The 14,815-nt window shown below is 63.4% G+C and carries 14 protein-coding genes; 4 read left to right on the top strand and 10 right to left on the bottom strand.

Annotation, left to right across the window (positions count from 1 at the left end):
• Window position 1: 1 nt before the first annotated feature.
• Window positions 2-766 carry a YdcF family protein gene (locus tag ASF66_RS12055; protein WP_056844006.1) on the bottom strand — a complete coding sequence of 255 codons (765 nt, stop codon included), beginning with the start codon at window positions 764-766 and terminating at the stop codon, window positions 2-4.
• Window positions 767-825: 59 nt separating this feature from the next.
• On the bottom strand, window positions 826-1,152 hold the full coding sequence (locus ASF66_RS12050; protein ID WP_056844005.1) for a hypothetical protein: 327 nt from the start codon (window positions 1,150-1,152) through the stop codon (window positions 826-828).
• Between the two features lie 252 nt (window positions 1,153-1,404).
• On the opposite strand from ASF66_RS12050, the gene leuS reads away from it, so the two are divergent.
• The 4 genes from leuS to ASF66_RS12030 all read left to right on the top strand — a co-directional run bounded on the left by leuS (window position 1,405) and on the right by ASF66_RS12030 (window position 7,319).
• Window positions 1,405-4,011, top strand: coding sequence for a leucine--tRNA ligase (leuS, locus tag ASF66_RS12045; RefSeq protein WP_056844004.1), 2,607 nt, complete (start codon window positions 1,405-1,407; stop codon window positions 4,009-4,011).
• Between the two features lie 72 nt (window positions 4,012-4,083).
• Window positions 4,084-4,689 carry an LPS-assembly lipoprotein LptE gene (locus tag ASF66_RS12040; protein WP_049860849.1) on the top strand — a complete coding sequence of 202 codons (606 nt, stop codon included), beginning with the start codon at window positions 4,084-4,086 and terminating at the stop codon, window positions 4,687-4,689.
• A gap of 74 nt (window positions 4,690-4,763) precedes the next feature.
• On the top strand, window positions 4,764-5,801 hold the full coding sequence (gene holA / locus ASF66_RS12035; protein WP_056844003.1) for a DNA polymerase III subunit delta: 1,038 nt from the start codon (window positions 4,764-4,766) through the stop codon (window positions 5,799-5,801).
• Between the two features lie 198 nt (window positions 5,802-5,999).
• The gene (locus ASF66_RS12030) at window positions 6,000-7,319 is read left to right on the top strand and encodes a lytic murein transglycosylase (RefSeq protein WP_056844002.1); all 1,320 of its coding nucleotides are present in this window, start codon (window positions 6,000-6,002) and stop codon (window positions 7,317-7,319) included.
• A gap of 25 nt (window positions 7,320-7,344) precedes the next feature.
• Here the strand turns inward: ASF66_RS12030 and ASF66_RS12025 are convergent, their stop codons facing one another.
• From ASF66_RS12025 to rodA, 8 genes are all read right to left on the bottom strand, one after another.
• Entirely contained in the window at window positions 7,345-8,256 is a 912-nt protein-coding gene (locus ASF66_RS12025) for a S66 peptidase family protein (RefSeq protein ID WP_056844001.1), read from the bottom strand.
• 65 nt (window positions 8,257-8,321) lie between these two features.
• On the bottom strand, window positions 8,322-9,353 hold the full coding sequence (lipA, locus tag ASF66_RS12020; protein WP_049860845.1) for a lipoyl synthase: 1,032 nt from the start codon (window positions 9,351-9,353) through the stop codon (window positions 8,322-8,324).
• A gap of 1 nt (window position 9,354) precedes the next feature.
• Window positions 9,355-10,002 (bottom strand): lipoyl(octanoyl) transferase LipB, encoded by a 648-nt coding sequence (gene lipB, locus ASF66_RS12015; protein WP_056844000.1) that lies wholly within the window; start codon window positions 10,000-10,002, stop codon window positions 9,355-9,357.
• Window positions 10,002-10,277, bottom strand: a complete 276-nt coding sequence (locus tag ASF66_RS12010) for a DUF493 domain-containing protein (protein ID WP_049860843.1) — start codon at window positions 10,275-10,277, stop codon at window positions 10,002-10,004. Before ASF66_RS12010 ends, lipB begins: the two co-directional genes overlap by 1 nt.
• Before the next feature lie 79 nt (window positions 10,278-10,356).
• Window positions 10,357-11,517, bottom strand: a complete 1,161-nt coding sequence (locus tag ASF66_RS12005) for a D-alanyl-D-alanine carboxypeptidase family protein (RefSeq protein ID WP_049860842.1) — start codon at window positions 11,515-11,517, stop codon at window positions 10,357-10,359.
• A gap of 122 nt (window positions 11,518-11,639) precedes the next feature.
• Window positions 11,640-12,659, bottom strand: coding sequence for a septal ring lytic transglycosylase RlpA family protein (locus ASF66_RS12000; protein ID WP_056843999.1), 1,020 nt, complete (start codon window positions 12,657-12,659; stop codon window positions 11,640-11,642).
• Window positions 12,659-13,669 (bottom strand): lytic murein transglycosylase B, encoded by a 1,011-nt coding sequence (mltB, locus tag ASF66_RS11995; protein ID WP_056843998.1) that lies wholly within the window; start codon window positions 13,667-13,669, stop codon window positions 12,659-12,661. The genes ASF66_RS12000 and mltB overlap by 1 nt, the downstream gene beginning before the upstream one ends.
• A gap of 17 nt (window positions 13,670-13,686) precedes the next feature.
• Window positions 13,687-14,790 (bottom strand): rod shape-determining protein RodA, encoded by a 1,104-nt coding sequence (gene rodA / locus ASF66_RS11990; RefSeq protein WP_049860839.1) that lies wholly within the window; start codon window positions 14,788-14,790, stop codon window positions 13,687-13,689.
• Window positions 14,791-14,815: the final 25 nt, after the last annotated feature.

Genomic DNA, 14,815 nt, shown 5'->3' with positions numbered 1-14,815 from the left:
ATCACCGATAAAACATCTTGTACCCCACCAACCCCACCGCTTCATTGAGCAGCTGGCCGTTCTGCCAGATGGCCTTGCTTTCAGGCAACCACCCTCCCAGCGGCCGTGCATTGTCGGTACCCAGAAAGCCCACCGGTGCCGGCACCACCTGCAGCCCGTGCTGTTCGAAGCTCCACCGCGAGCGCTGCATGTGCCAGGCCTGAGTGACCACCACCACACGCTTGATGCCGTGCTCGGCAAGTAACTGGGCGCTGAACTCGGCGTTCTCCCAGGTCGTGCGGCTGCGCTCTTCCATCCAGCGCGCCGAGGTGCCGAAATCGTCGCGCAACGACTGCGCCATGATCCACGCCTCGCTGGGCGGCGAGCCATAGTGCAGGCCACCGGAAGTCAGCACCGGAAGCCCGGACGCCTTGGCCAGCCTGGCCGCGTAGCGGACCCGTTCGAGCGCGACACCGGTCGGCTGATCGATGCCGTCCCAGGCCGGGTCGCCGCGCTCGCGACCGGCTCCCAGAATCACGATGGCGTCGGCGCGCTGCGCCAAGGTGCTCCACCCCTGCCCTGGCAGTGCCGGTTCGCTCTCGAGCCAGTTCGCCGCATGCTGCATCACCACCGGCAGGCTCATCAGCCATAGCCCACCCAATCCGGCGACGAAGCAGGCGCCCGCCAACCGTGGCCAGCGACGGCGCAGCCACCAGGCGACCAGCAACAGGACGAAAAAGATTCCGGGCGGCAGCAACAACTGTTTGAGGATGAAACGTGAAAACATCGGGCATCTCCAGAAAATGCCCGAAGCCTAAGCGTTGCCGCGCTGGCGAACAACTGCGCTCACGGTTTCCCGGAATACCCGCGGCCATGCCTGCCGATGGACGACCTGCGTCGGTCGCGCTCGTGCAGCCAGTACACCTTGGCCGAGGGCTTGCGTACCGGCACAGTGGGGGCCGACGGCTCGGCACAGGCGTGCTCGCCACAGACATGCAGGTAGGCGTCGATCAATTCGTACTCGGCCCGGCTCAAGCCACGCAACTCCAGTTCCGCAGGCTTTTCATCGCGCAGGCGAACCGCTGTTCGGGCCACATCCAGGGCCAGCCCCAGACGGTCGATGAGACGTTCGTAAACATCAGGCTGCATGGCCTTGATATGCGGCTCTACCATTGGCTCACCTCATTCCAGAAAAAAACGCTCTATCCTCCCCAAGCTTAGCGCTGGCTGGAAAATCAGTCGGTTGCAGCGACCAACGGATCGCGCCAGGCGCTTGGTCGAGCTGTGGCAGCTGCAATCAAGGTTTCCCTCGATAGAGGGGGGTCATGTATGCTACGGCGTTTAATATCATCGTACCTTGCCAACAGGCTCAGCCTATTTAGCAGCTGCCGGATAAGGTCACCCATTTCTCAGCGCAAAGTAGCCATGCACGAACTCTATCAGCCCCGCGAAATCGAAGCCGCCGCCCAGTCTTTCTGGGATGCGAAGAAGTCTTTTGAAGTGAGTGAACAGCCAGGCAAGGACACGTACTACTGCCTGTCGATGTTCCCCTACCCCAGCGGCAAACTGCACATGGGGCACGTGCGCAACTACACCATTGGCGATGTGATTGCACGCTATCAGCGCATGCAGGGCAAGAACGTCCTGCAGCCCATGGGTTGGGACGCCTTCGGCATGCCGGCGGAAAACGCGGCCATGAAGAACAACGTCGCGCCGGCCAAGTGGACGTACGAAAACATTGCCTACATGAAGACCCAGCTCAAGAGCCTGGGCCTGGCCATCGACTGGTCGCGCGAAGTCACCACCTGCAAGCCCGACTACTACCGCTGGGAACAATGGCTGTTCACCCGCCTGTTCGAAAAAGGCGTGATCTACCGCAAGAACGGCACTGTGAACTGGGACCCGGTGGACCAGACGGTGCTGGCCAACGAACAGGTCATCGACGGTCGTGGCTGGCGTTCGGGCGCGCTCATCGAGAAGCGCGAGATCCCGATGTACTACTTCAAGATCACCGCGTACGCAGACGAGCTCCTGGAGAGCCTCGACGAACTGCCGGGCTGGCCGGAACAGGTCAAGACCATGCAGCGCAACTGGATCGGCAAGTCCAAGGGCATGGAAGTCCAGTTCCCTTACGATCAGTCTTCGATCGGTGAGGCCGGCACGCTGAAGGTCTTCACCACACGTCCCGACACGCTGATGGGCGCCACCTACGTTGCCGTTGCCGCAGAACATCCGCTGGCGACTCTGGCCGCACGCTCCGATGCCGCGCTGCGGGCCTTCATCGAGGAGTGCAAGAGCGGCAGCGTGGCCGAGGCCGACGTCGCTACCCAGGAAAAACGCGGCATGCCGACCGCGCTGTTCGTCGAGCATCCGCTCACCGGCGAGAAGCTGCCGGTCTGGGTCGCCAACTATGTACTGATGCACTACGGCGACGGTGCGGTCATGGCCGTTCCGGCCCACGACGAGCGCGATTTCGAGTTCGCCTTGAAGTACGACCTGCCGATCAAGCCGGTGGTGCGCACCAGCGCCGGCGAGCTGACGCCTGCGCCATGGCTCGCGGCCTACAATGAACACGGCCCGCTGATCAACTCCGGCGAATTCGACGGCCTCGATTTCGAAGGTGCATTTGACGCCATCGAAGTGGCCTTGATCAAGAAGGACCTGGGCAAGTCGCGCACTCAGTTCCGCCTGCGTGACTGGGGCATCAGCCGCCAGCGCTACTGGGGCTGCCCGATCCCGATCGTGCACTGCGATGCCTGCGGCGACGTTCCGGTCCCCGAGGATCAACTGCCGGTCGTGTTGCCCGAAGACGTGGTCCCCGATGGCGCCGGTTCGCCACTGGCACGCATGCCCGAGTTCTACGAGTGCACCTGCCCGAAATGCGGCGCACCGGCCAAGCGCGAAACCGACACCATGGACACCTTCGTGGAATCGTCCTGGTACTTCGCCCGTTACGCTTCGCCGCACTATGAAGGCGGCATGGTCGATCCGGCCGCTGCCAACCACTGGTTGCCGGTGGATCAGTACATCGGTGGTATCGAGCACGCGATCCTGCACCTGCTGTACGCGCGCTTCTTCCACAAGCTGATGCGCGACGAAGGCCTGGTCAGCTCCAACGAGCCGTTCAAGAACCTGCTCACCCAGGGCATGGTCATCGCCGAAACCTACTACCGTCTCGAAGCCAACGGCAGCAAGACCTGGTTCAACCCAGCCGACGTCGAGCTGGTCCGCGATGCCAAGGCCAAGATCGTATCGGCCAAACTCATCAGCGACGGCCTGCCGGTGGAAATCGGCGGCACCGAGAAGATGGCCAAGTCGAAGAACAACGGCGTCGATCCGCAATCGATGATCGACCAGTACGGTGCCGATACCTGCCGCCTGTTCATGATGTTCGCCTCGCCACCGGACATGAGCCTGGAGTGGTCCGACTCCGGCGTGGAAGGCTCGCACCGCTTCCTCAAGCGCGTCTGGCGTCTGGCGCAGGCACATGTCGGCCAGGGTTCGCATGCCCCGCTCGACGTCGTAGCTCTGGACGACGAACAGAAAGCCGTTCGCCGCGCGATCCACCTGGCGATCAAGCAGGCCAGTCAGGATGTGGGCCAGAACCACAAGTTCAACACCGCCATCGCCCAGGTGATGACGCTGATGAACGTGCTGGAGAAGGCCCCGCAGGCCACGGCTCAGGATCGTGCCTTGCTGCACGAAGGTCTGGAAACCGTGACCCTGCTGCTGGCACCGATCACGCCGCACATCAGCCACGAGCTCTGGCAGCAGCTGGGCCACGCCGATGCGGTAATCGATGCCGGCTGGCCTGTATTGGACGAATCGGCCCTGGTGCAGGACAGTCTGCAGTTGGTCATCCAGGTCAACGGCAAGCTGCGCGGCCAGATCGACATGCCTGCCAGTGCCAGCCGCGAAGAGATCGAAGCCGCCGCACGGGTCAACGAAAACGTGCTGCGTTTCACCGACGGCCTGACCATCCGCAAGGTCATCGTCGTACCAGGTAAACTGGTCAACATCGTCGCCAGCTGATCGACCGGCGCCCGCTTCACCGGGCGCCCGTCACGCATGCCACAGCCAACAAGGTTTCTAGGGAGCAACAAGATGATCAAACGCAATCTGCTGGTTATGGGCCTGGCTGTCCTGCTGAGCGCCTGTGGTTTCCAGCTCCGCGGCACCGGCACCAACGAGATGGCCATCAAGGAACTCAACCTTACTGCGCGCGACGCCTACGGCCAGACCGTGGTGCAACTGCGCAAGGCGTTGCAGAACAGCGGGGTCCACGTGGCCAGCGGCGCACCGTACACCCTGGACCTGGTGAACGAGCGCGAGGATCGTCGCACCGCCAGCTACAGCGGTTCGGCGCGCTCGTCCGAGTACGAGCTGAGCAACATGCTGCAATATGAGATTCGCGGGCAGAACAACCTGAGCTTGCTCAACGACAAGATCGAAGTGCAGAAGGTTTATGTCCACGACGGCAACAACCTGACAGGTTCGGACCAGGAAGCCAGCCAGGTGCGTCGTGAAATGCGTAACGAGTTGGTCCAGCGGATGATGCTGCGTCTGCAGCAGATCACCCCTGCCCAGCTGCAAAAGCTGCAGGTAGATGCCGACGCACGCGCCAAGGCCGAAGCCGATGCGGCCGCCGAAGCTCAGCGTGTGATGGATGCAACGCCCCAGCAGTCGCCGATCCAGATCCCCAATCAGTAAGGCAGACAAGGGCGCTCAGGCGCCCTTTTCGCTGCCATCGCACCCGTGAAGTGTTCAATCCTGTCGATGCGTCCATGAAAATCACCCCCGCCCAGCTCGGCAAACACCTGCAAGGCCCGCTTGCGCCTGTCTATGTGGTCAGCGGCGACGATCCGCTGCTGTGCCAGGAAGCGGCGGACGCCATACGTGCCACGGCGCGTCAGCAAGGCTTCGACGAACGCCAGGTGTTCAGTGCCGACAGCAACTTCGATTGGGGCACGCTGCTGCAGGCCGGTGCCAGCCTGTCGCTGTTTGCCGAGCGGCGCCTGCTGGAACTGCGCCTGCCTTCGGGCAAGCCGGGTGACAAGGGCGCTGCGGCGCTGATCGAATACTGCTTACGACCTGCCGAAGATACCGTGCTGTTGATCAGCCTGCCCAAGCTGGACGGCAGTGCGCAGAAAACCAAATGGGGCAAGGCCCTGGTGGATGGCGCGCACACGCAGTTCGTGCAGATCTGGCCGGTGGATGCGCAGCAGTTGCCGCAATGGATCCGCCAGCGCCTGGCCCAGGCCGGGCTGGCGGCGCAACCGGATGCGGTGGAGCTGATCGCCGCGCGGGTAGAGGGCAATCTGCTGGCGGCCGCGCAGGAGATCGAAAAGCTCAAGTTACTGGCCGAGGGTAACCAGATCACGCTGGAGACGGTGCAATCGGCGGTCGCCGACAGTGCTCGCTTCGACGTGTTCGGCCTGATCGATGCGATCCTCAATGGCCAGGCCGAACATGCTCTGCGCATGCTCGAAGGGTTGCGCGGCGAAGGTGTCGAGCCGCCGGTCATCCTCTGGGCGCTGGCCCGCGAGCTACGCCTGCTGGCCAGCCTGTCGCAGCAGTACAGCCAGGGGGTGCCGCTGGACAAGGCTTTCAGCCAGGCCCGCCCGCCCGTCTGGGACAAGCGCAAACCGCTGATGAGCAAGGCTCTGCAGCGGCATTCGGCACTGCGCTGGGCGCAGTTGCTGCAGGATGCGCAACGCATTGACGCGCAGATCAAGGGTCAGGCGCCGGGTTCGGTGTGGGTGGGGTTGTCGCGGTTATCGCTGTTGATGACGGGCCAGCGCCTGACCCTTCCGGCCGAATAGCGCAGCATTCTGGTAGGCAGATGAAGCCTGCACTGCGGCATGTCAGATACATTGCGTCGCTGCATTCGCGGGCAGAGCCCGCTCCCACAAAGCTGCACCGCAGAGTGTCAGGCTGATCGCTGAACAGGCTAAACCCATGCTACTGGTTCGGCTGGCATGTTAAGGTTTGCCTCTGCCCCGAAAGCCCTGGACTTGTGAATGTCTTCTCGTCGTACCTCTGGCTGGCCCATGCGCCAGTTCGCCGTGACTACCTGCCTGGCCTTGCTGGTTGCCTGCGCGGAAAAACCCACCGTCGCCGATACCCTGCCCGCTCCGATCGTCCAGCCTTCCCTGCCGGTGCCCATGGCGCCCGCGCCGAGCAGCGTCGACACCCCGGTGCTGCCAACCCAGACATTCGCAGAATGGCAACAGGGCTTCCGCCAGCAAGCGCTGCGCAGCGGCGTCGACGCGCAGCTGTTCGACCGCGCCTTTGAAGGCGTCACGCCCGACCTGAGCGTAATCAAGGCTGATCGCAGCCAACCTGAATTCAGCCGTCCGGTGTGGGAATACCTCGACGGCGCCATCTCCCCGACTCGCGTGCGCCGTGGCCAGGCCATGCTTGACCAGTATGCGGACGTGCTGACGAGCATCGAGCAGCGCTACGGCGTCGAGCGCCAGGTGCTGGTTGCCGTGTGGGGCATGGAAAGCAGCTTCGGTCAGATCCAGGGCGACAAATCGGTGATCCGCTCGTTGGCGACCCTGGCTTACGAAGGCCGCCGCCCTGAGTTCGCGCAAAGCCAGCTGCTGGCTGCGTTGCAGATCCTGCAGAATGGCGACATCCAACCTGAGCGCATGCTCGGCTCGTGGGCCGGTGCCATGGGCCAGACCCAGTTCATCCCCACCACCTACAATTCCCACGCCGTGGACTTCGACGGCGATGGTCGCCGCGACATCTGGAACAGCGCCGCCGACGCCCTCGCCTCTACGGCCCACTACCTGCAAAGCTCTGGCTGGCAAAGCGGCCAGACCTGGGGCCTGGAAGTGCGCCTGCCCGAGGGCTTCGACTACGCCCTGGCCGACGGCAGCAGTCGCAAGCCGGTCAGCGAATGGCAGCGTCTGGGTGTAGCGACGATGCCCGGCGGCGCAGTCCCGGCGGGCAGCGAGAATGCCTCGGCGGCGCTGCTTCTGCCCGCCGGCTACCGCGGCCCGGCCTTTCTGGTGTTCGATAATTTCCGCGCGATCCTGAAGTACAACAACTCCTCGTCGTACGCGCTGGGCGTAAGCCTGCTGGCACAGCGCTTCCAGGGTTCGGGCTACATTCAAGGCACCTGGCCGAAAGATGACATGCCCCTCACACGCACCGAGCGCATCGAGCTGCAGAGCCGGTTGACTGCGCGCAATTACGACGCCGGCGCTCCGGACGGCATCATCGGCGCCAACACACGCAAGGCCATCCGCAGTGCGCAGCAAACCCTGGGCTGGCCAGCTGACGGCTATCCGACCCACAAGCTGCTGGAAGCCTTGCGGGCGCAGCAGTAACAGGATGTGGTGGCCTTGGCATCGCCTAGACCACCACATCCTGCTCCAACCAGACCTGCCGCTCAGTGGCGTCAAGCCTGACCTGCACGCCCAGCGGCAAGGTCAGGTTCGGATCGCAATGACCACTGCGCCACCCGGCCAGCACTGGAATGCCATCGGCCTGAAACGTATCGAGCAGCAGCGGCGTCATCTGCTCGACACCGATGCCCGCGAAGTCGCCCACAATCACACCCCGCACCCCACGCAGCTTGCCGGCCAGGCGCAGGTGGGTCAGGAAACGATCCACGCGGTACAGCGGCTCGTTGACGTCCTCGATGAACAGCACGATGTCCTCGCCAGGCAGCTCGTACGGCGTTCCCAGCGTGGCACTGATCATCGCCAGGTTGCCGCCCATCAATCGCCCTTGAGCCTGGCCAGGCAGTATCGTGGTCAGCGGCCACGCTGGCGGATGCCGCAACAGGTCTCCTGCCCCCAGCTCTCCGCGCAGCATCTGCCACAACGAAGACTCGGTAGGCGCTTGCTTCTGCGTCAGCAGATCGGATTTGAACAACGGCCCATGGAAGGTCACGAACCCGGCATGGCGAGCGATGGCCACATGCAGCGCGGTGATATCGCTGTAGCCCACGAAGGGTTTGGGGTGGCGCGCCAGTAGCGGGAAGTCGATCTTGTCCAGCAGACGGGGCGTACCGTAGCCACCACGCAGGCAGAAAATGGCATCTACTTCGGGATCGGAAAACGCGTCGTGGAGGTCTTGCAGGCGGGCCTCGTCGCTACCGGCCAGATAACCCTGGGCCAGCGCAACACCGGGGTAGATCCGCAGCGTGTAGCCGCGCGCTCGGGCCCAGGCGCAAGCTGCTTTGATGTCCAGCTCGATGGGGCCCGCCGGCGCGATCAGGGCGATCGTGCCGTGGTCGGGCAGACGTGGGGGTAATTGCATGGGAAAAACTCCGCAATCGTGGGTCCGGCGTACACCAGGCGGTGCCTGCTCTACGCCGGCAGATGTCAGAGCTTGATCTTGGCTTCGTGCGCCTGCTGGTCGGCATGGTACGAGGAGCGCACCAACGGCCCGGAGGCGACGTTCTTGAAGCCCATCTTGTAGCCTTCCTCGGCGAACCAGGCGAAGGTGTCCGGGTGCACGAAGCGCTGGACCGGCAAGTGGCTGCGCGACGGCTGCAGGTACTGGCCCAGGGTCAACATGTCGATGTTGTGCTCGCGCATGCGGTGCATGACCTCGATCACTTCCTCGTCGGTTTCGCCCAGACCCAGCATCAGGCCGGACTTGGTCGGCACATGGGGCACCAGCTCCTTGAACTTCTGCAGCAGGGTCAGCGACCACTGATAGTCCGAACCCGGACGCGCGGCCTTGTACAGGCGCGGTACGGTTTCCAGGTTGTGGTTGAACACATCCGGCGGCTCTTGCGCCGTGATGGCCAGTGCCACGTCCATACGCCCACGGTAGTCGGGCACCAGGGTTTCCAACTGCACGCCGGGTGACAGCTTGCGGATCTCGCGCAGGCAGTCGGCGAAGTGCTGGGCACCGCCGTCGCGCAGGTCGTCGCGATCCACCGAGGTGATCACCACGTACTTGAGGCGCAGATCGGCGATGGCCACGGCGAGGTTCATCGGCTCGTCGGCGTCCAATGCCTTGGGGCGACCATGACCCACATCGCAGAACGGGCAGCGACGGGTGCAGATGTCGCCCATGATCATGAAGGTCGCGGTACCGCCGGAGAAGCATTCGCCCAGGTTGGGGCAGCTGGCCTCTTCGCAGACGCTGTGCAGCTTGTGCTTGCGCAGCAGCTGCTTGATGCGGTCGACTTCGGGCGACACCGGAATGCGCACACGGATCCAGTCGGGCTTTTTCGGCAGCTCTTCGGTGGGGATGATCTTGACCGGGATGCGCGCGACCTTTTCGGCACCGCGCAGCTTGACGCCCGCCTCGACCTTGGGCCGCGGCGCGTTGGCCTTGGGCGCACCCTCGGCGAGGTTCTGCAGGGGGATCAGCGTTTGCACAGCTTCTGTCGCGGTAGTCATATCAGTCGATTCCGCCCGTAAGGGTCGTCTGCTCAACATAGTCGAGGTGCTTGACCAGCTGCGCTCGCAGCCTTGCACTGACCTCGGCAAATTCAAGGGGTGCGACATGATCGCACATCTGCGTCATCGGCAGGCCGGCATATCCACATGGATTTATCCGTCGAAAGGGCGCGAGGTCCATGTCGACGTTCAGGGCCAGGCCGTGGAATGAGCAACCACGGCGTATACGCAGGCCCAGCGAGGCGATCTTCGCGCCGTTCACGTAGACACCGGGGGCATCCGCACGGGCTGCGGCTGGCACCCCATAGGAGGCCAGCAGATCGATCAGGGTGTGTTCCATGCGCGTGACCAGCTCGCGCACACCGTAGCCCAGCCGGCGCACGTCCAGCAGCAGGTACACCACCAGTTGGCCGGGGCCATGGTAGGTCACCTGGCCACCACGGTCGACCTGCACCACCGGGATCTCGCCGGGCACCAGCAGGTGCTCGGCCTTGCCCGCCTGGCCCTGGGTGAAGACCGCCGGATGCTGGACCAGCCAGACTTCATCGGCGGCGTCTGCATCGCGCTGATCGGTGAACCGCTGCATCGCGTGCCAGACGGGCTCGTAAGGCATCAGACCGAGTTCGCGAAACCCCAGGCATTGCGGCATCAAAGCACCATTTTGACGATGCCGGTGGCGCGCAGCTCACTGTTGATGTTGTAGAGCTGTTCCTGGCCGGTCGCCAGGATGTGCAACTGCAGAGTGGTGTAGTTGCCGTTGGTGCTCTGGCGCTCGGCGTTCTTGTCGTGATTGACGGTGGCGTGCTTCTCGACGATCTTCACCACCGTGTCGCGAAAGCCCACGCCGGTGTCGCCGATGATCTTGATCGGGTAGTCGGCGCAGGGAAATTCGATCTTCGGTTCTTTTACTTCGGTATCGGTCATGACGATGACGGCCTCGGGTAAACCGTGAAAACAACAACGCCCCCGCCTGTTGCCAAGGCGAGGGCGCGCGGTCGCGATATCAGTTGAACAAGCCGTAGAAGAATAGACGAACGCTATCCCACACGCGGCGGAAAATACCACCTTCCTGTACATCGTCCAACGCGATCAGATCGGAGGTCTGAACGATCTTGTCACCGTTCTTCACTTCGACCTTGCCGATCACATCGCCCTTGGCGATGGGCGCGGTCAGCTGCGGGTTGATGGTCATGCTGGCAGCCAGATTCTTCAGCTGGCCCTTGGGCAGCGTCATGGTCAGGTCTTCAGCCAGGCCGGCCTTGATCTCGCGGATATCGCCCTTCCAAACCGGTGCTTTGGCCAGCTCGGTGCCCTTCTGGTAGAAGGTCTGGGTTTCGTAGAAGCGGAAGCCGTAGGTCAGCAGCTTCTGGGTTTCGGCTGCACGGGCCTGCTCGCTGTTGGTGCCGAACACCACGGCGATCAGACGCATGCCGTCGCGCACGGCCGAGGACACCATGCAGTAGCCGGCTTCTTCGGTGTGGCCGGTCTTCAGACCGTCGACGGTCTTGTCACGCCACAGCAGCAGGTTGCGGTTGGGCTGCTTGATGTTGTTCCAGAAGAACTCCTTCTGCGAGTAGATCGCATAGTGGGCCGGGTCTTCGTGGATGATGGCGCGAGCCAGCAGTGCCATGTCGTGAGCGGTGGAGTAGTGCTCAGGGTTCGGCAGGCCGGTCGGGTTCATGAAGTGGCTGTTGCTCATGCCCAGTTTGCCGGCGGTGGTGTTCATCATGTCGGCGAAGGCGTCTTCGCTGCCGGCGATGTGCTCGGAGAGCGCCACCGAAGCGTCGTTGCCCGACTGGATGATGATGCCGTGCAGCAGGTCGCTGACCGACACCTGGGTGCCGACCTTGATGAACATCCGCGAGCCGCCGGTGCGCCAGGCGTTTTCGCTGACGGTGACCGGGTCGTTCTCGCCGATCTGGCCGCGACGGATCTCCAGGGTGGCGATGTACGCGGTCATCAGTTTGGTCAGGCTGGCTGGCGGCAGACGCTGGTCGCCGTTGTTTTCAACCAGCACGTTACCGCTGGAAGCTTCCATCAGCACGTAGGATTTGGCAGCCAGTTGCGGCGGCGCTGGCATCATCTGATCTGCCGCCCAAGCGGCAGGGGCAATGATCAGCGGTACAAGCAGGCACAGGCGTTTGGCAAATGTGGTGATGTTCATCCGTCTCTCGAAATTGCTGATGGGCACATGCCCTTGCGGGCAGTCTTGTTGTGGGCGGGCGGCCCGGTGTCGCACGCCCGTTGCGGGGCGTTCATTGCAGCGCCGCCCGCAGGCGGCGCGGTTCAATCCAGTGTCACCAACTTGGGCACGCCGAGGTTGGCCATGCGCACGTTGTCCTGTATCTGCTGGGCTTCACCCTGGGAATTGATCGGTCCCAGACGCACCCGATAGAACGTCTGCTGGTTGACCGCGATCTGGCTGGTGAAGGCCGGTGCGCTGACCATCGAGCTCAGCTTGGAACGCAGCAGCTCCGCAGCGTCGGGGTTGGCGAACGCTCCCACCTGGAGATACAGGCCAGACGCTTGTGCAGAACCGTTTTTTTTTGCGTCCATCTGCACCGGCAGCGTGGCGACCGCGTGTTGCTGGGGCGGCGGCGTGTATTGCTCGACCGTGCCGGCCGACGGCGTGATGTTGGGCCGGGCCTGAGCCACCACCGGCCCCTGGTTCAGCACCAGCGGCGCCGGGCGACCACGCTGGGCCCACCATTCCTGAGGATCGATCCCCTCGACCCGGACGCGCGCAGTGCCCGTTTCGGCGTAGCCCAGCTTCTTGGCGGCGGCATAGGACAGGTCGATGATCCGGTCGGAATAGAAAGGCCCGCGGTCGTTGACCCGCAGTACCACCGTGCGATTGTTGTCCAGGTTGGTCACGCGCACATAGCTGGGCAGCGGCAGGGTCTTGTGCGCCGCGCTCATGCCATACAGGTCGTAGACCTCACCGTTGGCGGTGTTCTGGCCGTGGAACTTGGTGCCATACCAGGACGCCGTGCCGGTGGCCTGATACTGGCGCGACTCGGCTATCGGGAAGTAGGTCTTGCCCAGCACCGTGTAGGGGTTGGCCTTGTAGGGACCGGTGTGCAGGGTCGGTACGGCGTCGGGGATCTTCGACACGTCGACGTCCCACCATGGCGCGCCGTCCTTGTGAGCCCGATTGATGTTCAGGCCGGGAATGGCTTTGACGGTCGGGCCCGATTGCTTGACGGTACGCGACGGCGGCGGGGTCGACGAGCAGCTGGCGAGCAACAGGCCCAGTGCCGCGCAGGCCGCGATGGCTGAAGATGTACGTATCGGCATTGCCCGCATTACTTGACGCCCCGTGCTTGAACCAGCGATTCCGACAGTTGGTGCACAGCCATGGCGTACATCACACTGCGGTTGTAGCGAGTGATTGCATAGAAATTCTTCAGGCCCATCCAGTATTCCGGACCTTCGGCGCCCTGCAGGCGGAAGGCGGTCACTGGCAGGTCGTCGCGCAGCGCATCATGACTCGACCAGCCCAGCGCCCGCAACTGCCCGACATTCTTGACCGGGTCGATGCCCGGGCTCAAGCCATCGTCGACCTGCGGACCGGAAACGCTGGCCCGGCTGACCACTGGCTGGCCGGCGACCCATCCATGCTCCTTGAAATAGCTGGCGACGCTGCCGATGGCGTCATCGGCGTCGGTCCAGATATTGATGTGGCCGTCGCCGTCGAAATCCACCGCGTAGGCGCGGAAGCTGCTGGGCATGAACTGCGGCAGCCCCATGGCCCCTGCGTACGAGCCCTTGAGGGTCAACGGATCGAGCTGCTCGTCGCGCGCCAGCATGAGAAACTCGCGCAGCTCCTTGCGGAAGAATGGCGCGCGCGGCGGGTAATCGAAGCTCAGGGTGGACAGCGCGTCGATCACCCGATAACTGCCGGTGTTGCGGCCGAAGAAGGTTTCGACACCGATGATCGCGACGATGACCTGCGCCGGGACGCCGTATTCGCGCTCCGCACGGGCCAGCACCGCCTCGTGCTGACGCCAGAAGTCGACGCCGCGGGCGATACGCGCATCGGTGATGAACATCGGCCGGTACTCGCTCCACGGCTTGACCCGTTCGGCGGGACGCGAGATCGCGTCGAGAATCGACTGCTTGCGCTCGACTTCCCTGAACACCTCATTCAACTGGTCGCTGGCGAAGCCATAGTCGCGGGTCATCTCACCAATGAACTGGGTCACCTGCGGTGAGCCACCGTAGTCGCCGGCGCTGGCTTGCTGTGCCGACCCCAACAGGCCCATCAGGCCGATCCAGGGAACGCTTCGAGCTGCCCAGCTACGCATTACTTGCATGCAATTGCTCACCTTATTCAAACCTGTGCGATCCACTTGCGATGGGTGTGGATCGACATCAAAACGCCAAACGCTGACAGTAGGGTCACCAACGAAGTTCCGCCGTAGCTAATGAATGGCAACGGCACCCCCACCACCGGCAGCAGGCCACTGACCATACCGATATTGACGAAAACGTAAACAAAAAAAGTCATGGTCAGGCTGCCGGCCAGCAACTTTCCGTACAGGGTCTGGGCCTGCGCAGTGATCACCAGCCCGCGGCCGATCAACAACAGATAGATCAACAGCAGCGCACAGATACCGACCAGGCCGAACTCCTCGCCCAGCACCGCGATGATGAAGTCGGTATGGCTTTCCGGCAGGAAGTCCAGGTGCGACTGGGTGCCCAGCAGCCAGCCCTTGCCAAACACGCCGCCGGAGCCGATGGCCGCCTTGGACTGGATGATGTTCCAGCCAGTCCCCAGCGGATCGCTCTCCGGGTCGAGGAAAGTCAGGATCCGCTGCTTCTGGTAGTCGTGCATGATGAAGAACCACATGGCCACGGCAACGGGCACGGCGGCTGCCAGCACGCTGAGGATCCAGCGCCAGCGCAGCCCGGCCATGAACAGCACGAAGGCGCCAGAGGCCAGGATCAGCAGCGACGTGCCCAGGTCCGGCTGACGCACGATCAGCACGAAGGGAATGCCGATCAGGGCCAGGCTGGCCGCCACGTGCTTGAGCGTGGGTGGCAGGGTTCGCTTGGCCAGGTACCAGGCGATGGTCGCCGGCATGATGATCTTCATGAATTCCGAGGGCTGAAAGCGGATGACCCCGGGAATGTTGATCCAGCGCGTGGCGCCCATGGCGTTGTGACCCATCACGTCCACCACCACCAGCAATATCACCCCGGCCACGTAGGCCAGGGGTACCCAGCGCGCCATGAAGCGCGGCTCCAGCTGGGCTATCACGAACATCGAGACCAGGCCCAGACCGAACGAGGTCGCCTGCTTGATCAGCAGGTCCCAGTTCTTGCCGCTGGCCGAATACAGGACGAACAGGCTGCCGGCCGCCAGGGTCAGCAGCAGGATCAGCAGGGGGCCGTCGACGTGGATGCGTTGCAGGAACGTCGCGCGGCGACGCATCACATCCTCGCTGGAGAGGATGCGG

Source organism: Pseudomonas sp. Leaf129 (assembly GCF_001423465.1).
Classification (GTDB): domain Bacteria; phylum Pseudomonadota; class Gammaproteobacteria; order Pseudomonadales; family Pseudomonadaceae; genus Aquipseudomonas; species Aquipseudomonas coleopterorum.
This window is presented reverse-complemented; position numbering and strand designations above follow the sequence as displayed.